The following is an 18,318-nucleotide window of genomic DNA, read 5'->3' as shown; positions in this document are numbered from 1 at the left end:
ATTTGCAGCGCGGCTGATGGCCTCTTCGCGAGCAGGCTCGCTCCCACATTGGATCTTTGTTAAGCACTCATTTTGTGTTCACCAACGAACCCCTGTGGGAGCGAGCCTGCTCGCGAAGGCGTCAGCGGGAATAACACACTCCTGTCAGTAAGTGACACAAATCGTCACTCACCATCCCGTCCATTCCTCACCATCCGCCATATCGTTATTCATTAACGGTATTTAATTTCCGGTTCTTATAGCTTTAAAGTCACCCACCTGCGTACCTGCCGACCAATCGGCGCGCCGCACGACCTGAACCGACACGCAATCCAGCGTGAGTGTCTGATCGACGTGCGCGCCTGTGAGCGCGCCGTGCGTGGGAGATTGAAAGATGTCCGCAGCTACTGCCACCCCAAGCGCCGCGACTGCCGCGCCGCAAGCCTTTGAAATCCGTCCGTTCAGCGGTGCCGTCGGTGCCGAGATCATCGGCCTGGACCTGACCCGGCCGGTCAACGATCAGGACTTTGCGCGCATTCATCGTGCGCACCTGGATCACCACGTCGTGGTGTTCCGCGACCAGCGCATCACCCCGCAACAGCAGATCGATTTCAGTCGCCGCTTCGGCGTGTTGCAGATTCACGTGCTCAAGCAGTTCCTGCTGGCCAATTACCCGGAAATCCTCATCGTTTCCAACATCGTCGAGAACGGCCAGAACATCGGTCTCGGTGACGCTGGCAAGTTCTGGCACTCCGACCTTTCCTATAAAGAGCTGCCGAGTCTCGGCTCGATGCTGCATGCGCAGGAATTACCGTCCGAGGGCGGCGACACCTTATTCGCCGACATGCACAAAGCCTGGGACAACCTGCCCGAGGCGTTGCGCAAAGCCGTGGAAGGCCGCTCTGCCGCGCATTCCTACACCGCGCGCTACAGCGAAACCAAATTCGAAGGCAACTGGCGTCCGACCCTGACCCCGGAGCAACTGGCGCAGGTCGCCGAAGTGGTGCATCCGATCGTCCGCACCCACCCGGAAAGCGGCCGCAAGGCATTGTTCGTCAGCGAAGGCTTCACCACCCGTATCGTTGGTCTGCCGGAGGACGAGAGCAAACAACTGCTGGCCGAGCTCTACGCCCACAGCGTGCTGCCGCAAAACATCTACCGCCATCAGTGGCAGCCCCACGACATGGTGTTCTGGGACAACCGTTCGCTGATCCACCTCGCTGCGGGCTGCCCCGCGCACCTGCGCCGCAAGCTGTATCGCACGACCATCCAGGGCGACGCGCCTTTCTGATTTGCCGGAGATTCAATCATGTCCAAACGTCTTCCCTTTGCACCGCTGGCGGCGGCCATCGGCCTGGGTTTCAGCCTGCTTGCCGGTAGCCTGGTGGCGCCAACCGTGGCCCACGCCGAAGGTGAAATCCGCATCGCCGAACAGTTCGGGATTGTCTATTTATTGCTCAACGTGGTGCGCGATCAGGGCCTGATCGAGAAGTACGGCAAGCAGCAAGGCCTCGACATCAAGGTCGACTGGACGCAGCTCTCTGGCGGCGCGGCGGTCAACGATGCGCTGTTGTCCGGTTCCATCGACATTGCCGGCGCCGGGGTCGGCCCGTTGCTGACCATCTGGGATCGCACCCACGGCAAGCAGAACGTCAAGGCCGTCGCCTCGCTCGGCAACTTCCCGTACTACCTGGTGAGCAACAATCCCAAGGTCAAAACCATTGCCGATTTCACCGAGAAGGACCGCATTGCGGTGCCGGCGGTGGGCGTGTCGGTGCAGTCGCGCTTCCTGCAATTCGCCGCAGCCAAACAATGGGGAGACAAGGAATTCAATCGCCTCGACAAGTACACCATCGCCGTGCCGCACCCGGATGCGACCGCTGCGCTGATTGCCGGCGGCACCGAACTGACCGGGCATTTCTCCAACCCGCCGTTCCAGGATCAGGCGCTGCAGAACCCGAACGTGCATGTGGTGCTCAACTCCTACGACATCCTCGGTCCGAACTCACCGACCGTGCTGTTTGCCACCGAGAAATTCCGCAACGACAACCCGAAAACCTACAAAGCCTTCGTCGAAGCGCTGAGCGAAGCCGCGCAATTTGCGCAGAATGATAAGGGTGCGGCGGCGGACACCTACATCCGCGTGACCAAGGCCAGGATCGACCGCGCCGAGCTGCTGAAAATCATCGACAACCCGCAGTTCGAATTCAGCGTCACGCCGAAAAACACCTATCCACTGGCCGAATTTCTTTACCGCGTCGGTGCGATCAAGAACAAACCCGAGTCGTGGAAGGACTATTTCTTCCAGGACGCCAAACCGCTGCAAGGGAGCTGATCGAAATGAACGCCCCTTTGCAAGGCCACGCGGCCAGCAACCCGGTCGCCAGTACGCAAGCGCTGCTGGCGGTGGATAACGTCAGCCTCGAATACCGCACTCCGCAACGGGTGGTGCGGGCCACCCATCAGGTCAGTTTCGAAATCGATCCGGCGGACCGCTTTGTGCTGCTCGGCCCGTCCGGCTGCGGCAAGTCCACTTTGTTGAAAGCGGCCGCCGGTTTCATTGCGCCGAGCGAAGGCGAGATTCGCCTGCAAGGTCAGCGGGTCGATGGACCGGGTCCGGACCGGATCGTGGTGTTCCAGGAATTCGATCAACTGCCGCCGTGGAAAACCGTGAAACAGAACGTGATGTTTCCGCTGCTGGCCTCGCGAACCTTGAACAAAAAGGACGCCGAGGAACGCGCGCTGCACTATCTGGAAAAAGTCGGACTGGCGGCGTTTGCCGACGCCTATCCTCACACCTTGTCCGGCGGCATGAAGGCGCGGGTGGCGATTGCCCGGGCGTTGGCGATGCAGCCGAAAATCCTTCTGATGGACGAGCCATTCGCCGCGCTGGATGCGCTGACCCGGCGCAAGATGCAGGAAGAATTGCTGCTGCTCTGGGAAGAAGTGCGCTTCACCTTGCTGTTCGTCACCCACTCGATTGAAGAGGCGCTGGTGGTCGGCAATCGCATCCTGCTGCTGTCGCCACATCCGGGGCGGGTACGCGCTGAGGTGCACAGCCATCAATACGATCTGCAAAGCCTCGGCGGCGTGGCGTTTCAGGAATCGGCACGGCGCATTCACCGCTTGCTGTTCGATGAAGGCCAGTCGCCGGAGACCGAGCGTGACCATGACTTCAACGACATTCGTATCGCTTATTGAGCGTTCTGGAGGATTGCCCGATGAGCCAACCATCGTCTGTACGACAAGAGTTTGAAACCGTCCTTGAACCATTGACCAGCGTGCCGCTTGAGCGCGAATTGCCGTTGGCGCAGCGCCTGTGGCAACAGGGCTGGCTGCGTAAGAGTGTGATCCTGATTCTGCTGGCGCTCCTCTGGGAATTGATCGCCCGGGTGCAGAACAACGACCTGTTGCTGCCGAGCTTTCTGCAGACCGGCCATGCGCTGTACGACGGCCTGCTCAGCGGCGAGCTGCTGGGCAAGGTGTGGATATCGCTGGTGATGCTGATCAAGGGCTATCTGATCGGCATCGTCCTGGCATTCGCCCTGACCACACTGGCGGTGTCGACCCAGTTTGGTCGGGATCTGCTGAGCACCCTGACCTCGATGTTCAACCCGCTGCCGGCGATTGCCTTGCTGCCGCTGGCACTACTTTGGTTTGGACTGGGGCAGAACAGCCTGATTTTCGTGCTGGTGCATTCGGTGCTGTGGGCGCTGGCGTTGAACACCTACGCAGGCTTTCTCGGCGTCTCGGAAACCCTGCGCATGGCCGGGCGTAACTACGGGCTGAAGGGCATGCGTTTTGTGCTGTTCATCCTGATCCCGGCAGCGCTGCCGTCGATCCTCGCCGGGCTGAAAATCGGCTGGGCGTTTGCCTGGCGCACGCTGATCGCCGCCGAGCTGGTGTTTGGTGCGACCAGTGGAAAGGGTGGGTTGGGCTGGTACATCTTCCAGAACCGTAATGAGCTGTACACCGACAAGGTGTTTGCCGGATTGGCGGTGGTGATCCTGATCGGGTTGCTGGTGGAGAATCTGGTGTTCGATACGCTGGAGCGGGTCACCGTAAAGCGCTGGGGCATGCAGCGCTGATGTGTATTGACTGAGCTGGCCCCATCGCTGGCAAGCCAGCTCCCACAGGAGTTTCGCCGGCCATAGACTTTGTGGAAGCTCACAATCCTTGTGGGAGCTGGCTTGCCAGCGATGGCGTCCTTGCAGCCACCACCAGACTTGAGGGATGTTTGCTAGCATTGCACCCGGATCAATCCAGATCAGCCAAGAGTGCTCTGTATGCAACTCCCGGACATGAACCTCCTGGTCGCTCTCGACGCCCTGCTCGACGAAGGCAGTGTGGTCGGCGCCGCACGGCGGATGAACCTCAGCCCCGCCGCCATGAGCCGCACCCTGACGCGTATTCGCGAAGCCATTGGCGATCCGATCCTGGTGCGCGCCGGCCGTGGCCTGGTACCCACCCCCAAAGCCCTCGAATTGCGCGAGCAGGTGCGCGATGTGGTCGAGCAGGCGGCGCTGCTGTTTCGCTCCGCCGACAGCGTGGAATTGGGTACCTTGCGGCGGCGCTTCAGCATACGCGCCAACGACTTTTTCATCGGCGTGTATGGCGGCAAGCTGTTCGACACCCTCGACCAGCAGGCGCCGCACTGCGAATTGCGCTTCGTTCCCGAGGGCGATGGCGACGACGAAGCGCTGCGCGAAGGACGGATTGATCTGAGTGTCAGCAACACCCGTCCGGTGACCCCGGAAGTCAAAGTGCAGAACCTGTTCTCCACGCATTTTGTCGGTCTGGTTCGCGAAGATCATCCGTTGCTCGACGGCGAAATCACCGCCGAGCGCTATGCCGGTTATTCGCATATCAGCATGTCGCGCCGTGGCATTGCTCGCGGACCCATCGACACTGCGCTGAATGCCTTGGGCCTGGAGCGGCGGGTGGCGGTGATTGCGCCAAGTTTCCACGCGGCGATGTTTGCCTTGCCCGATTCTGACCTGATCCTGCCGGTGCCCAAGGAAGCGTTGCTCAGCGTGCGCCGACTGGGCCTGAAGCTGCGCTCGTTCAATCTGCCGATCCCGTTGCCGACGCTGATGCTGACCCAGGCCTGGCACCCGCGCTTCGACAAGGACCCGGCACACCGCTGGCTGCGCGAAACGCTGAAGGCCTGTTGCGACGAAACCTGGCTGGCCGCGCAGCCCTGAAGGGCTAAAAGATCGCAGCCTTCGGCAGCTCCTGCAGGGGAACGCAGTCTGCAGGAGCTGCCGAAGGCTGTGATCTTTTGCTTTGAACAATTGTGTCTGACGCACTTATAACCTGCCGATAAGTCAATTTTCGTCAGCAGTAAGCCTTACTAAAATGCTCCGGTATTTTCCCTCCGGAGTGTGTATTCATGACATCCCTGACCGTCCCGGCGCCCGTCGCTGCGGCCAGTCCGGCGACGGCGGCCACGCCACCGGTGTTCGGCGCGCGGATCATCACTGGTCTGGTCGGCGTGCTGCTGGCGGTGCTGGTCTCGGGTCTCAACGAGATGGTGACCAAAGTCGCTTTGGCCGACATCCGTGGTGCGCTGAACATCGGTTACGACGAAGGCACTTGGCTGGTGTCCTGCTACGCCGCGACTTCGGTGGCGGCGATGGCGTTTGCGCCGTGGTGCTCGGTGACGTTTTCCCTGCGCCGCTTCACCCTCTGCGCGATCAGCCTGTTCACGCTGCTCGGCGTGCTGTGCCCGTTCGCCCCGAACTACGAAAGCCTGTTGCTGATGCGCACCTTGCAAGGGCTGGCCGGCGGCGCGTTGCCGCCGATGCTGATGACCGTCGCCCTGCGCTTTCTCCCGGCCAATTTCAAACTCTATGGTCTGGCCGGTTATGCGCTGACGGCGACGTTCGGCCCGGGTCTTGGCACGCCACTGGCCGGGTTATGGAGCGAATACGTCGGCTGGCAATGGACGTTCTGGCAAATCATCGTGCCGTGTCTGATTGCCATGGCGATGGTGGCCTGGGGCATTCCGCAGGATCCGCTGCGCCTGGAACGCCTCAAGACGTTCAACTGGAAAGGCCTGCTGCTGGGTTTTCCGGCGATCTGCATGCTGGTGATTGGCTTGCTCCAGGGCAATCGGCTGGACTGGTTCGAATCGAACCTGATCTGCGCATTGCTCGGCGCCGGCTCGCTGTTGCTGCTGGCGTTTCTGATCCATGAATGGTCGCAGCCGATTCCGTTTTTCAAGTTGCAGATGCTCGGCATCCGCAACCTGTCGTTTGCACTGATGACCCTGGCCGGGGTACTGGTGGTGTTGCAGGCGGTGGTGCTGATCCCGTCGAGCTATCTGGCGCAGATCCAGGGTTATCGCCCGGTGCAGACCGCGCCGATCATGCTGATCGCCGCGTTGCCGCAGCTGATCGCGCTGCCGCTGGTGGCGGCTTTGTGCAACCTGCGCTGGGTCGATTGTCGCTGGGTGCTGGGCATCGGTTTGAGCATGCTCACGCTGTCCTGCCTGGGCGGCTCGCTGCTGACTTCGGAGTGGATCCGCGACAATTTCTACGTCCTGCAATGGTTGCAGATTTTCGGTCAGCCGATGTCGGTGCTGCCGCTGTTGATGCTCTCGACCGGCAGCATCCAGCCGCAGGACGGCCCGTTCGCTTCGGCGTGGTTCAACACGGTGAAAGGCCTCGCGGCGGTGATCGCCACCGGCGTCATCGAGGCGCTGACCACCGCGCGCCTGCATTTTCACTCGACCATGTTGATCGACAACCTCGGTAATTCACCGTTGGCCGATCGCAGCGATCCGGGCCTTGCCCATCGCCTGCACGAACAGGCCGTGGTGCTGACGTCCTCTGATCTCTATGTGTGCATGGCCGGCGTCGCGGTGGCGCTGATCCTACTGATTTTCTGGCTGCCGACGCGGATTTTTCCGCCGCGCGCGCCGACCTGATGGCTGTACTGAAACAGAAGGTTTTTATGACGACTCAAGCAAAGCAAAAACTCGCGGTGGCCGTGGCCGCCGCACTGGCGGTCGGCGTGTTGCTGTACCTGGCGGTGCCGGGACTGTTCGGCAAGCGCACCCAGCAAAATACCAACGACGCGTTCGTTTCCGCCGACTTCACCTTGGTGGTGCCGCGCGTGGCCGGGTTCATCAAGGAAGTGCTGGTGGAAGACAACCAGCAGGTCAAGGCCGGGCAACTGCTGGCGTTGATCGATGATCGCGATTTGCGCGCCGCCGCTGAAGCGGCCGATGCGCAAACCCTGGTCGCCCGCGCCCAGTTGCAAAACGCCAGGGCCACGCTGGAGCGGCAGACCTCGGTGATCGCTCAGGCGCAGGCCTCGGTGGTCTCGGCCAAGGCAGAAATGGCCTTCGCCCAGCAAGAGCTCAACCGCTACAACCACCTCGCTGGCGTCGGCGCCGGCACGGTGCAGAACGCGCAACAGGCGCGTACGCGCATCGATCAGGCAACCGCTCGGCTCGATACCGCCAGCGCGAAGCTCGCGGCTGAACGCAAGCAGGTGGAGATTCTCACGGCGCAACGCGATGCCGCCGAAGGGAATCTGAAGCATGCGCAAGCGGCACTGGAAATTGCCAGTTTCGAGCTGTCGTATACGCGCATCACTGCGCCGCAGGATGGCATGGTCGGCGAGCGTGCGGTGCGCGTCGGCGCCTATGTCACGCCGGGCAGCAAGTTGCTGGCGGTGGTGCCGTTGCAGCAGGCGTATGTGGTTGCCAACTTTCAGGAAACTCAGCTCACCGACGTGCAACCGGGCCAGCAAGTGCAGGTGCACGTCGACAGCCTTGGTGGGGAGGCCTTGAACGGTCGCGTCGAAAGCATCGCCCCGGCGACCGGAGTGACCTTTGCCGCAGTAAAACCGGACAACGCCACGGGCAACTTCACCAAAGTCGTGCAGCGGATTCCGGTGAAGATCGTGCTTGAGCCGGGTCAGCCAATGGCCGAGCGTTTGCGGGTGGGCATGTCGGTAGAGGCGAGTATCGACACTCGTCGTTCGGCGTCGGCGGAGCGCGAGGTGACTCAGCGATGATTCTGGGTAAAAACCTGTGGCGAGGGAGCTTGCTCCCGCTGGGTTGCGAAGCGACCGCAAAAATCGCGAGTGCTACGCACTCGAGCGGGAGCAAGCTCCCTCGCCACAAAAGTCTGTTTCAGTCACTTGTCGTGGTGAGCTTGTTTGGCCTCAGCGCCTGCACCGTCGGCCCGGACTTCCACAAGCCTGAAGCCCGCCAGATCACCGACTGGGCCAAACCCGCCAAGTCCGCCCCCAGCCAGGCCGTCAGCGAACCGCTGAACGAACGCTGGTGGGAGGTTTTCCATGATGCGCAACTCTCGGCCCTCACCCAGCGAGCGATGCACAGCAACCTCGACCTGCAACTGGCCAGCAGCCGCCTGCAACAAAGCCGTGCCGCGCGCCAGGTGATCACCGCGGATCGCTACCCGACCACCGCCGCTACCGGCAGCTACGCGCGCAAACGCAACAGCGGCGAAGGCCTGAATGACCCGTCCGGGCACAACGGCGATTCCGCCTTCAACCTGTGGGACGCCGGTTTCTCCGCCTCGTGGGAACTGGATGTCTGGGGCCGCGTGCGCCGCGAGACCGAGGCTGCCGATGCCACCCTCGAAGTCGCCGAAAACGACCGTCGCGGCGTGCTGCTTGCGGTCCTCGCTGACACCGCACAGAACTACATCCAGCTGCGCGGCGTGCAAAACACCCGCGCGGTCACCGAGCAGAACCTCGACGTCGCCCGGCACAGCCTCAAGCTGTCGCAACTGCGCCTCAACGACGGTGTGGCAACCGATCTGGATGTCGCCGAAGCCGCCGCTCAGGTCGCGGCCATCGAATCGCGTCTGCCAGCGCTTGAACAACGCCAGTCGCAACTGATCAACGCGATCAGTCTGTTGATGGGCGAGCCACCGCAAGCGCTGGTCAAAGAGTTATCCACAGACGCTGCCGTGCCGCAGTCACCGCTGCAAGTCGCCATCGGCCTGCCGTCGCAACTGGCCGAACGCCGACCGGACATCCGCCAGGCCGAGGCGCGCCTGCACGCCGCCACTGCCAACATCGGCGTGGCCAAAGGCGACTTCTATCCGCGCATCACCCTGTCCGGCAACCTCGGCTCGCAGGCAATGCAACTGAGCGATTTCGGTTCCTGGGGCTCGCGAGCTTTCGGTATCGGCCCGCAATTCAGCCTGCCGCTGTTCGACGGCGGCCGCCTGCGCGGCATGCTGCAACTGCGCGAAGCCCAGCAACAGGAAGCGGCCATCGCCTATCAGCAGACCGTGCTGCGCGCCTGGCATGAAATCGACGACCAGTTGACGGCCTACAACGCCAGCCAGCGCCGCCGCGACAGCCTCGCCGAAGCCGTGCGGCAGAACCAGATCGCCCTGCGCACCGCGCAACAGCAATACGTCGAAGGCGTGGTCGATTTCGTCAACGTCCTTACCGTGCAAGGCGCGTTGCTGGCCACTCAGGAGCAGTGGGTGGAGAGTTCGACGGGTGTGTCGTTGGCGATGGTCGGGTTATACAAGGCGTTGGGTGGGGGATGGGAGTCGGTGTATCCGGTGGGGGAGATGGCGCAGCGCTGAGATTGCGCCTGAGGGAGCAAATCGGCGAATTCGATTGGCCACTATACGGCTATTGCACAGTGGAAGATTCACAGGTTGAAGCGGGTTATGGCTGTTCAGCCTGCGAAATTTTCGATTTTGATTTGCCCGTCGGGAAAGGTCGCGATGATTTCAAGTTCGCCACCCATTGCCCGGATATAGTTGCGCAGCGTGCTGATGTACATATCGGTACGGCGCTCCATTTTCGAGATGGCCGCTTGGTTGACGTGCAGCATTTCAGCCAGCGTGGCCTGGCTCAAGGCCTTGGCTTGTCGCAGTTCGTTAAGCGGCATTTCCTTGATGTGTTGTTCGTAGATCGAATCGGCAAGCGCCCGTGCTTCGGGTGTCATGCGTGCTTCGAGGTCGGCGAATTTCTTAGCCATTGTTGCAACCCTCTTTGCGCAATGTTTCGAGATGCTCATCGTACAGTCGATCGGCGAGCGGGACGTTGAGTTCATACCAGCGGTCCTGACCGGTTTTATCTCCACCGATCAAAAGCAACGCGCAGCGTCTTGGATCAAACGCATAGAGCACGCGATACGGTCGCCCGCCATGCTGGACGCGCAATTCCCGTAAATGACCATGCCGCGCGCCATTGATTGCACTGCTATGCGGAAAACGCAGGCCTGGCCCGAATTGCCCAAGCAGTTTGACGCTTGCCGCCACAGAACTCTGCTCGCTCTCAGTCAGTTCTTCCCACCAGTTGCCGAACTCGTCGGCGTATTCGATATCCCAATTCATGGGCATTAATATGAGTGTTATGGAATATTCCATCAAAGTCATATTTTCGATGGGTTGACCATAGCGCTTCGGTCGGATTACAGCAAGCGTAACGGCACAGTGATGGCCTTTCGCTTGACGCTATTCCCCGCTGTCGTAGACTCCGCTCATCCGTCAGGGAGTAGCGGTTATGCAGCGTTTGCGCGGTTGGGTTATCGGATTGACCTTTATTACGTGTGCAGTTCAGGCGCAAACGCCCGGGCCAGACGATCCGCTGCTGGATAACGCAGCGCCTGCGACAGCCACGGCGAGCAGTGAGGCGCGGGGTGTGTTGCGCGCTCGGGATCAGGCGACGCTGGCCAGTGAGTTGTCCGGGCGGATTGTCGAGTTGCCGTTCAGCGAGGGCGAGTCGTTCAAGAAGGGCGATGTGCTGGCGAAGTTCGATTGTTCGGCGTATCAGGCGCAGCTCAATGCCGCCCAGGCCGCCAGCCGCGGTGCCGGTGAGGAGCTGGCGCACAACCGGCAACTGGCGGCGCTCAATTCCGTCGGGCGTTTCGAAGTGGCGCGGGCCGAGGCCAAGGTCAGCGAGACCCAGGCGCAATCTCAGGTTTATCAGGTTCAGGTCAAACGCTGCAGCGTGGTTGCGCCGTTCGACGGGCAAGTGGTCGAGCGCAAGGTGCAACGCTACGAAAGTGTGCCGGCCGGCGCGCCACTGCTCGATGTGGTCGACAACCGTACCTTGGAAATTCACCTGCTGGTGCCCTCACGCTGGATGGCCAGACTCAAGCCAGGCCAGACCTTCAGTTTCGTTCCCGATGAGACCGGTCAGCCCATCGACGCCACGGTCAAACGACTCGGTGCGCGGATTGACGAAGGCAGTCAGACCCTGTTGCTGGTGGCCACACTTCCCGAAGCCAAGGGCTTGCTCGCCGGCATGAGCGGCACGGCGCATTTTGCGGAGCTTAAATGAACGCCCCGGTGGCCGGCGGCGCCGAACAGGTGTTTGCGCGGTTTCTGGATCTCGAACGACAGACACGCGCTGCTCGCGATGCCTCGCAACTGGCCTATAGCCTGGTCAACGATGGCCAGGCGCTGTTCGGGTATCGCCATGCGGCATTACTGATCGCTGGCAAGGTACAGGCGGTGACTGGCGTCAGTACGGTCGAGCCGAATGCACCGTTTGTGGCATTCGTCGAGCAGGCGGTGGCGCAGTTGTTCAAGCAGGATGGATTGAAGATTGCGCGGGTCATCACGCCTGAGCAGGTGGGCGAAGCGATTCAGGCTGACTGGCGCAGTCTGTCTGCCGCTCAGGTGTTCTGGCTGCCACTGATCGACCGCGAGGGCGAGGTGTTCGGCGGTTTGTGGCTGGCCCGCGACGTGCCGTGGAACCCTTCCGAACAAGTGCTGCTGTCGCAATTGGGCGATACCTACAGTCACGCCTGGCTGGCGCTGCAACCGCGCAAACCGTGGCGGTTGCGCTGGACGCGCAAGCGTCAGGTGGCGCTGGTGGCGGTGCTGTTGCTCGGGTTGTTGATACCGGTGCGCCAGTCGGTATTGGCGCCGGCGGAAGTCGTGCCGCAGGGCGGGCGCGTGGTGGCGGCGCCGCTGGACGGGGTGATCGCCGAGTTTCTGGTCAAGCCCAATCAACCGGTGAAAGCCGGCGACCTGCTGCTGCGGTTTGAAAGCACCACCCTCAAGGCCCAGGCTGATGTGGCCGAGCGTGCCTTGGGCGTGGCGGAAGCAGAGCTGAAATCCAACTCGCAACGTTCGTTTGCCGATGCCGAATCCAGTGCCAGGGTCGATTTGCTCGCCGCCCGTGCCGAGCAAAAACGCGCCGAGCGCGATTACGCCCGCGAGTTGCTGGCGCGTAGCGAAGTGCGCGCCGAGCGTGACGGCATTGCAGTGTTCGCCGATGCCGAGCGCCTGACCGGCAGACCGGTGCAGACCGGCGAGCGCTTGATGGAAATCGCCGACCCGAATCAGGCCGAACTGCGCATCGAACTGGCGGTGGGCGACGCGATTGCGCTGGAACCGGGCGCCGATATTGCGTTGTTCCTCGACAGCGATCCGTTGCAACGCCACACCGCCAGACTTGAACGTTCGGCCTATGAAGCGCAGCCCACCGCCGGTGGCCAACTGGCGTATCGACTGGATGCGAATTTTACCGAGGCACCGCCGCGCATCGGCCTGCGCGGTACGGCCAAGATATTCGGCGACCGCGCGCCGCTGGCCTTGTACCTGCTGCGTCGCCCGCTCGCCGGTCTGCGCCAGAGCGTGGGCCTGTAAATGAATCTGCCGAGCCTGCGTGCCGACCTGCAACTGTCGCCCGCGGCGCCGGCACTGGACGGTTCACCGCGCTGGACCCTGGCCGATCCGGTGCGCGGTCGGTATTTCAAACTCGGCGCGGCGGCGATGCGTCTGTTGCGCCACTGGTCGCTGGGCGATCCCGAGCAAGTGCTGCGCGCCGCCAACCGCGAACCGGGCCTGCCGCTGGACGGTGTCGAGTTGGAGCAACTGCTGACATTTCTGCGCGGGCATGACCTGATCAGCGCCCTCGACGATCAGCAGCGTGCCAGTTACTCGCTCAAGGCCCTCGCGCAACGGCAGAGCCTGTGGAAAATCCTGCTTCACCAATATCTGTTTTTTCGCATTCCATTGTGGCGCCCGGACGCTTTTCTCAATCGCGCGTGGCCGTGGCTGGAGCGCTTCGGACCACGACTGTTGCGCGTCGGTCTGCCGGTAACGCTGGCGCTCGGGGTGTTTCTGGTTTCGCGGGACTGGCAGCGCTTTGTCGGCACCTTTCCGCACCTGTTCAGCCTCGGTGGGGCGCTCTCGTTTGGTGTGGCGCTGTTCTTCGCCAAGCTCTGTCACGAGTTTGGCCACGCATTCATGGCCAAGCGCGCCGGCTGTCGGGTGCAGAGCATGGGCGTGGCGTTCATGGTCTTGCTGCCGATGTTTTACACCGACGTCAGCGACGCCTGGCGGGTCAACGACCGGCGTGCGCGGCTGCTGATCGGCGCCGGCGGGGTGCTGGCGGAGTTGTTGCTGGCGTGCATCGCGTTGCTGGTCTGGTCGCTATTGCCCGACGGCCCGGCCCGGACGGCGGCGTTCATGCTCGCCAGTGCGACCTGGATCACCACGCTGGTGGTCAATCTCAACCCGTTCATGCGTTTCGATGGCTACTTTTTGCTCAGCGATCTGTGGGAGGTCGACAACCTGCAGGGCCGGGCCTTTGCCTTCTGTCGCTGGCGCCTGCGTGAGTGTTTGTTCGGCTATGGCGCTCCGGCGCCGGAGCCTTGGTCGCCGAAGATGCAACGGCGTTTGCTGATCTGGGGGTATGGCTCGTGGTTATGGCGTGCGGCATTGTTTTTCGGGATCGCGCTGGCGGTCTATCACCTGTTTTTCAAAGTGTTGGGGATCTTCCTGATGCTGGTGGAACTGGTGTGGTTCATCTTTCTGCCAATCATGAATGAGTGGCGCCAGTGGTGGAGCCGCCGCGAACAGGCGCATGGCCCGCGTGTGCTGGTCAGCAGCCTGGCGGTACTCGGCCTGTTGCTGGTGCTGATCGTGCCGTGGCGCAGCGCGGTCGAACTGCCAACGATGCTTGAGGGCGGTCGGGCCAGTGCGTTGCATGCGCCGGTGGCGGCACGGGTCAAAACAGTCAAGGTCGCGGACGGGCAGACAGTCGCTCAGGGCGATGTACTGATCGAACTGGAATCGCCGGACCTCGATTCGCAGCAGGCCATCGTCCGTCGGGAAATCCAGATCCAGCAATTGCTGATGCGCCGACAGGCCGGTCGCAGTGAAACCGCGGCCGACGCCAGTATCATCGAGCAACGCCTCGCCGAAGCCGTGGCGCAATACCGTGGCCTGAGCGCTCGGCGCGAACGCCTGCTGCTGCGCGCGCCCCATGCCGGCACTGTGCGTGATTTGCTGCCCAATCTGACGCCGGGGCGCTGGCTGTCGAGCAAGGATGCGCTGGCGCGGGTGGTCGAGGACGGTTCGCGCCTGCGTGGCTATATCGCCGAAGCCGAGTTGTGGCGAGTCAAACCGAGTGCGACCGGGCGGTTCATCGCCGATGATCCGATGCATCCGGCGCTCGCCGTAAAGCTGGATGAAATCGATACCAATGGCGTGGCCTATGTCGATCAGGAGGCGCTGACCTCCGATCATCACGGGCTGATTGCCGTGCGCCGCGATCAACAGCAACGAGCCGAGCCTGTACAGGCGCAATATGGCGCGCGATTGACTACGCTGGATCAGCCGCCCACACCGGTTCAGCCGTTGCGCGGTGTGGTGGTGCTGCAGGGCAGCGGCGAGTCGGTACTCGGCGTGGCCTGGCGTCGGCTGGCGGCGCTGGGGGTCAGGGAAAGCGGTTTTTAGGGAGCGTGAACATGGCGAGCAACGCAGATGTGGCGGCAGACGGATTGGTGGTGCGACCTTCGCGGGCCACCGACGAGCCATTTTTGCACCGCCTCTATCAGTCGGCGCGCCCGGATCTGCAATGGATCGACGGCGAGCAGGAAGTGGTGCAGCAAGTGGTCGCCCAGCAATTTCAGGTGCAGGAACAGGGCGTGGGTGAAAACCATCCCAACGCCATGCACTACGTCGTGGAAAAACTCGGCACGGCCATCGGGGCGCTGAGCACCGACTTCGGCCCCAATGAAATCCGCGTGTTGTACATCGCCTTCATCCCTCAGGCGCGGGGCAAGGGTTACGGCCGCGCGGTGTTGCAAGGCGTGCAAAAGGCCGCGCAGCAGGTCCGCTGCCCGGTGGCAACGGTGGTCTGGGCCAACAACCCTCACGCGCGGCAACACTATCTGGCGTTGGGCTTTACTGTGGAGGAAAGCAATCCTGCGGCGCAGCGGCTCGTCTGGTATCCCCACGGCTAGACCTGCACAAAACCCTGTGGGAGCGAGCCTGTTCGCGAAGGCGGTGGTTCATCCAGCATCGTTGTTGGCTGATACGGCGCTTTCGCGAGCAGGCTCGCTCGCACAAGGGTGATGTGCCGTCTAGATGATCGAGTCGATATCGAGCGTATGCGGCGCGCCGATCGTATGCCCGTAAAGTGACGTCAGCAGTGCATCGTTGCTGGCGTTGCCCGGGGCCTGCGCGAGTTGTTCTTGCTTGAGGTTTTCCGGGTGCGCACGCCAGCGTTGCACGCACTCGGCGAGCAGCTCCGGCTGTTCGGCGAGCAGGCCATAAACGTCCGTTGCGCTGACCCGTTTATGCCGCAGGGCGCTCAGGCGCGCATGGCTGGTCTCGATGCGGCTGACTTCGTGGCTGATCGCCTCGATCGTGCGCTCCTGGGTGCGCACGTAGGCCGCTGGCCGGGCCAGCAGGTCCTGGCGGGCGGCGCGCAATTGCCGGGTAATGCGCACCAGCGCTTGCTCCACCCATTCAAACTCGCTGTCAGTGACCCGCGTGCGATTCGCCTCATGCGCCTGTTGCCAACGGCGCAAGGCGGCCCAGCACGCCGGGATATAGCCGCCGACCATCGAGTGATGCCCGGCATTGAAGATCTGCCGCAACAATCCCGGACGATCCGGCAGGCCGTTTTTCTGTTGCAACGCGAGGGTGCACGCCGCGTGCTGGGTGATGGTGTCGCAGCCCGGCTGCCACAGGATCGAAGAGGTCTGCTGGCGCCCGAACTCCACCGGCATGGCGTGATGCAGGCTGCCATGGTGATCGTAGGCTTCCCCCGTCCAGTTTGTAATGCCCGCGACGAACACCGACAGCCCGACCGGCACGTTGGTAAACATCAATGCCGCGCCAGTCCCGTACACCTCGGCCTTGGTGTTCATCCAGCTGCCCGGCACGCTGGGCACCGGGTCGTTGTGGTTGACCATGCGGTGATGCACCAGCGAGGCGGCTGCCTGGGTGAAGACCGTGTCGCCGGCGCGGGGGGCGCCGTAGGTGTAGAGCTGGATGTTGTAGGCTTCGGACCTGCGGCGCAGCATTTCCGCGAGCAGCAGGGTGATTGCACCGCCGAGGCTGTGGCCGCAGATGATCAGTTTTTGGCCGGCGTAGAATTTTTCAAGATATTTGACCGTAAAGTCGTACGCGGTCTGTGCTGCCGTATAAAAACCTCGGTGTACCTGGCCGACGCCCTCAACGAATGGAACCTGCTGTGCATCGGCATCGCGCAACCCATCGGGGATGATCTCAAAAGTGCCACGCACCGCAATCAGGATCAGTTCGTCGTTGTGGGTGATAAAGGCCTGGGTGTCGGTCGCTTCTTTCCCCAGGTGCCTGTCGTCGAGAAAGTGAATCTTCGCGGGATGCTCCTGATCCTCACCCAGGGCTGGATCATTGACCTCATACAACGCCGGATCGAACGGTACGATTTCCAGCCTTCTCGAATACGCCACGTCCTCGTACAAGGGGTAAAAGGCATTCTTTTGCGCGGGATCGACGCGCCACAGCTCATCGGACTTGGCCAGGGCATCGGCGAACCAGTTGCCCACACTGGGTTGCTCCGGGAAGGCCACCCGGGGCTCTTTGATCGGCGCGGTGGCGGGTTTCTGGCCAAAAGGGCAGTAACTCAGGGTGGCCATCAATGCCAGTTGATATAGGTTGAGTGCGCAGAACTCCGGCGCTGTCGACAGCATCGGGCGCAAGGCCCGCAACGCACGAACTTCCAGCACCGTGTGCTTGCGCGAGGCCAGGGCGACGCCGACCTCTGCGTGCTTGCCCATGATCGCGGCCAGGCCGCTGTCGGCGGGGTAGTGGCGATAGACCTCGGGTGGCAGATGAGCGACATGCCGGACCAGGTGGCGCACCTCGACCTGTATGTATACGTCTCCATCCGGTATGGGTTGTTCGCGGTTACGGGTGGCGCCGGGATTGCGGTAACGGGTTTGCTCGGCGCGAACCTGGAGTTCGGTGATTTTCAGGGGGTAATGGGGCCGCTCCATTACACGTAAGTAGACCTTCTCCTGCCCCTCATAAGCCTGTTCGAAACGTAAGGCAATCGGACCTGCGCAATAACTGTCGACTCTGCCAATTCCTTTTGCATCCAGATATCCATTGAATGCTTGTCCCTCCGAATCGACCGCAACATAGGCCAATCCCTCATAGGCTTGCCCCGAGCCAAACTCATCGACCAGTTGAAAACTGCTCCAGTTGCCTTGCGTCGGGCAGGTCAGCATGCGGCTGTTGAGTGGTGATTGCAGTTCCTTTTCAAATGACGTCATGTGGAACACTCCTTATTCCGTGCAGCCGGGATAGATGGTGCAGATGCGGCCATCGACCATCTGGAAGGTGCTGAAATCGGTGTAGTTGCCGAAGCAGAAGGCATCCTGATCTTCGAAGTTGTCGCCCATGCAGCGCTTCCAGCCGTTAGGGACCTTGACCCAGGTCTTGCCGATGGCGGGCCTTTCCTCCTCCGCCAACCCGATCTTCATCCGCACGGTTTTGCCCGGCAGTTGGTCAAGGGTGTAGGCGGCAAAAGGGCGACCTTGTGCGAGCGCGCCAAGCTCATCGGTTTTTTTGCAGTCGAGGAGTTTTCGCAGGATGCGTGGCTTGCCCGATGTGCGGAACAGCCACTGACACTGGCCGTAAAAGTTGCTTTCACCGGTTTCGTTGAAAGTGCCCTTGTACTTCTCTTCCAGCTCCCCGCGTATGGCGACGGCGGCATAGTCTGAAGCGAAATCCCCGCGGTCTTTGCCATACGCAAAGTAGAGCTCCAGATCGATTTTGCGGATCACCAGCGGGCAGCCGCGCACGGTTCTGCGAATGGCTATTTCAGAAACGGCGACATAGTTCTCACGCCACTGCAGGTTGTACCCCACGGCGGTATTGCGGCCGTCTGGAACGCTGCAGGTTTCACCTGCATCGGGTTCGTATTTGGCGATAGCCTGATAGACAAATCCCGGCGGCAGATCAGCCGTGAAGGTGAAGCTGTCGGGCGGACTGCTCTTGCAGCCAGCCATCAGGGCAAAGCAGCCGCCCAGCGCCGTGATGCATCGCCAGCGAGGCCCGGTGAGGCAACTGTGCAATGCCTTTTCCAATGACG

General features: G+C 61.9%; 16 protein-coding genes. 12 read left to right on the top strand and 4 right to left on the bottom strand.

Annotated elements, in window-relative coordinates:
• Nucleotides 1-373 precede the first annotated feature (373 nt).
• From ACM6HV_RS13855 to ACM6HV_RS13820, 8 genes are all read left to right on the top strand, one after another.
• Entirely contained in the window at nucleotides 374-1,270 is an 897-nt protein-coding gene (locus tag ACM6HV_RS13855) for a TauD/TfdA dioxygenase family protein (RefSeq protein ID WP_414904460.1), read from the top strand.
• Nucleotides 1,271-1,288: 18 nt separating this feature from the next.
• Complete coding sequence (locus ACM6HV_RS13850; RefSeq protein WP_414904459.1) at nucleotides 1,289-2,314, top strand: ABC transporter substrate-binding protein; 1,026 nt, start codon at nucleotides 1,289-1,291, stop codon at nucleotides 2,312-2,314.
• A 5-nt stretch (nucleotides 2,315-2,319) separates the two neighbouring features.
• Nucleotides 2,320-3,180, top strand: a complete 861-nt coding sequence (locus ACM6HV_RS13845) for an ABC transporter ATP-binding protein (protein WP_027611118.1) — start codon at nucleotides 2,320-2,322, stop codon at nucleotides 3,178-3,180.
• A gap of 20 nt (nucleotides 3,181-3,200) precedes the next feature.
• Nucleotides 3,201-4,067 (top strand): ABC transporter permease, encoded by an 867-nt coding sequence (locus ACM6HV_RS13840; protein ID WP_414904458.1) that lies wholly within the window; start codon nucleotides 3,201-3,203, stop codon nucleotides 4,065-4,067.
• A 198-nt stretch (nucleotides 4,068-4,265) separates the two neighbouring features.
• Nucleotides 4,266-5,183 (top strand): LysR family transcriptional regulator, encoded by a 918-nt coding sequence (locus tag ACM6HV_RS13835; RefSeq protein ID WP_007961495.1) that lies wholly within the window; start codon nucleotides 4,266-4,268, stop codon nucleotides 5,181-5,183.
• 188 nt (nucleotides 5,184-5,371) lie between these two features.
• Nucleotides 5,372-6,910 (top strand): MFS transporter, encoded by a 1,539-nt coding sequence (locus ACM6HV_RS13830; RefSeq protein ID WP_414904457.1) that lies wholly within the window; start codon nucleotides 5,372-5,374, stop codon nucleotides 6,908-6,910.
• Nucleotides 6,911-6,936: 26 nt separating this feature from the next.
• Entirely contained in the window at nucleotides 6,937-8,007 is a 1,071-nt protein-coding gene (locus ACM6HV_RS13825) for an HlyD family secretion protein (protein WP_414904456.1), read from the top strand.
• Nucleotides 8,004-9,563 (top strand): efflux transporter outer membrane subunit, encoded by a 1,560-nt coding sequence (locus ACM6HV_RS13820; protein WP_414904455.1) that lies wholly within the window; start codon nucleotides 8,004-8,006, stop codon nucleotides 9,561-9,563. The genes ACM6HV_RS13825 and ACM6HV_RS13820 overlap by 4 nt, the downstream gene beginning before the upstream one ends.
• Nucleotides 9,564-9,658: 95 nt before the next feature.
• On the opposite strand, the gene ACM6HV_RS13815 is transcribed toward ACM6HV_RS13820, so the two are convergent.
• Entirely contained in the window at nucleotides 9,659-9,964 is a 306-nt protein-coding gene (locus tag ACM6HV_RS13815) for an XRE family transcriptional regulator (protein ID WP_098966556.1), read from the bottom strand.
• Nucleotides 9,957-10,322: a type II toxin-antitoxin system RelE/ParE family toxin gene (locus tag ACM6HV_RS13810; RefSeq protein WP_414904454.1), complete on the bottom strand. Its 366-nt coding sequence runs from the start codon at nucleotides 10,320-10,322 to the stop codon at nucleotides 9,957-9,959. Before ACM6HV_RS13810 ends, ACM6HV_RS13815 begins: the two co-directional genes overlap by 8 nt.
• 169 nt (nucleotides 10,323-10,491) lie before the next feature.
• Here ACM6HV_RS13810 and ACM6HV_RS13805 point away from each other — a divergent pair, with 169 nt between their 5' ends.
• Genes ACM6HV_RS13805 through ACM6HV_RS13790 form a run of 4 tightly spaced genes read left to right on the top strand, consistent with a single transcriptional unit; the run spans nucleotide 10,492 to nucleotide 15,193 of the window.
• The gene (locus tag ACM6HV_RS13805; RefSeq protein WP_414904453.1) at nucleotides 10,492-11,271 is read left to right on the top strand and encodes an efflux RND transporter periplasmic adaptor subunit; all 780 of its coding nucleotides are present in this window, start codon (nucleotides 10,492-10,494) and stop codon (nucleotides 11,269-11,271) included.
• Nucleotides 11,268-12,587 (top strand): efflux RND transporter periplasmic adaptor subunit, encoded by a 1,320-nt coding sequence (locus ACM6HV_RS13800; RefSeq protein ID WP_414904452.1) that lies wholly within the window; start codon nucleotides 11,268-11,270, stop codon nucleotides 12,585-12,587. The genes ACM6HV_RS13805 and ACM6HV_RS13800 overlap by 4 nt, the downstream gene beginning before the upstream one ends.
• Nucleotides 12,588-14,684, top strand: a complete 2,097-nt coding sequence (locus ACM6HV_RS13795; RefSeq protein WP_414904451.1) for a biotin/lipoyl-binding protein — start codon at nucleotides 12,588-12,590, stop codon at nucleotides 14,682-14,684.
• Nucleotides 14,685-14,695: 11 nt separating this feature from the next.
• A complete protein-coding gene (locus ACM6HV_RS13790; RefSeq protein ID WP_414904450.1) occupies nucleotides 14,696-15,193 on the top strand; it encodes a GNAT family N-acetyltransferase in 498 nt (165 codons plus the stop codon).
• Between the two features lie 120 nt (nucleotides 15,194-15,313).
• On the opposite strand, the gene ACM6HV_RS13785 is transcribed toward ACM6HV_RS13790, so the two are convergent.
• Together ACM6HV_RS13785 and ACM6HV_RS13780 are read right to left on the bottom strand one after the other, a co-directional pair.
• Entirely contained in the window at nucleotides 15,314-17,497 is a 2,184-nt protein-coding gene (locus ACM6HV_RS13785; RefSeq protein ID WP_414904449.1) for a lipase family protein, read from the bottom strand.
• Nucleotides 17,498-17,509: 12 nt separating this feature from the next.
• Complete coding sequence (locus ACM6HV_RS13780; protein WP_414904476.1) at nucleotides 17,510-18,235, bottom strand: hypothetical protein; 726 nt, start codon at nucleotides 18,233-18,235, stop codon at nucleotides 17,510-17,512.
• Nucleotides 18,236-18,318 lie beyond the last annotated feature (83 nt).

The organism is Pseudomonas sp. IT-P260 (genome assembly GCF_949768395.1).
Classification (GTDB): Bacteria; Pseudomonadota; Gammaproteobacteria; order Pseudomonadales; family Pseudomonadaceae; genus Aquipseudomonas; species Aquipseudomonas parakoreensis.
Note: the sequence above shows the minus strand (reverse complement) of the source record. Positions and strands in the feature narration are given on the sequence as shown.

What these genes read in the sequence shown, in the direction of transcription:
- ACM6HV_RS13815 (WP_098966556.1), bottom strand. Translation starts at nt 9,964, where the DNA reads ATGGCTAAGAAATTCGCCGACCTCGAAGCACGCATGACACCCGAAGCA.
- ACM6HV_RS13800 (WP_414904452.1), top strand. Translation starts at nt 11,268, where the DNA reads ATGAACGCCCCGGTGGCCGGCGGCGCCGAACAGGTGTTTGCGCGGTTT.
- ACM6HV_RS13840 (WP_414904458.1), top strand. Translation starts at nt 3,201, where the DNA reads ATGAGCCAACCATCGTCTGTACGACAAGAGTTTGAAACCGTCCTTGAA.
- ACM6HV_RS13855 (WP_414904460.1), top strand. Translation starts at nt 374, where the DNA reads ATGTCCGCAGCTACTGCCACCCCAAGCGCCGCGACTGCCGCGCCGCAA.
- ACM6HV_RS13835 (WP_007961495.1), top strand. Translation starts at nt 4,266, where the DNA reads ATGCAACTCCCGGACATGAACCTCCTGGTCGCTCTCGACGCCCTGCTC.
- ACM6HV_RS13845 (WP_027611118.1), top strand. Translation starts at nt 2,320, where the DNA reads ATGAACGCCCCTTTGCAAGGCCACGCGGCCAGCAACCCGGTCGCCAGT.
- ACM6HV_RS13785 (WP_414904449.1), bottom strand. Translation starts at nt 17,497, where the DNA reads ATGACGTCATTTGAAAAGGAACTGCAATCACCACTCAACAGCCGCATG.
- ACM6HV_RS13850 (WP_414904459.1), top strand. Translation starts at nt 1,289, where the DNA reads ATGTCCAAACGTCTTCCCTTTGCACCGCTGGCGGCGGCCATCGGCCTG.
- ACM6HV_RS13810 (WP_414904454.1), bottom strand. Translation starts at nt 10,322, where the DNA reads ATGAATTGGGATATCGAATACGCCGACGAGTTCGGCAACTGGTGGGAA.
- ACM6HV_RS13795 (WP_414904451.1), top strand. Translation starts at nt 12,588, where the DNA reads ATGAATCTGCCGAGCCTGCGTGCCGACCTGCAACTGTCGCCCGCGGCG.
- ACM6HV_RS13830 (WP_414904457.1), top strand. Translation starts at nt 5,372, where the DNA reads ATGACATCCCTGACCGTCCCGGCGCCCGTCGCTGCGGCCAGTCCGGCG.
- ACM6HV_RS13825 (WP_414904456.1), top strand. Translation starts at nt 6,937, where the DNA reads ATGACGACTCAAGCAAAGCAAAAACTCGCGGTGGCCGTGGCCGCCGCA.
- ACM6HV_RS13820 (WP_414904455.1), top strand. Translation starts at nt 8,004, where the DNA reads ATGATTCTGGGTAAAAACCTGTGGCGAGGGAGCTTGCTCCCGCTGGGT.
- ACM6HV_RS13805 (WP_414904453.1), top strand. Translation starts at nt 10,492, where the DNA reads ATGCAGCGTTTGCGCGGTTGGGTTATCGGATTGACCTTTATTACGTGT.
- ACM6HV_RS13780 (WP_414904476.1), bottom strand. Translation starts at nt 18,235, where the DNA reads ATGGCTGGCTGCAAGAGCAGTCCGCCCGACAGCTTCACCTTCACGGCT.
- ACM6HV_RS13790 (WP_414904450.1), top strand. Translation starts at nt 14,696, where the DNA reads ATGGCGAGCAACGCAGATGTGGCGGCAGACGGATTGGTGGTGCGACCT.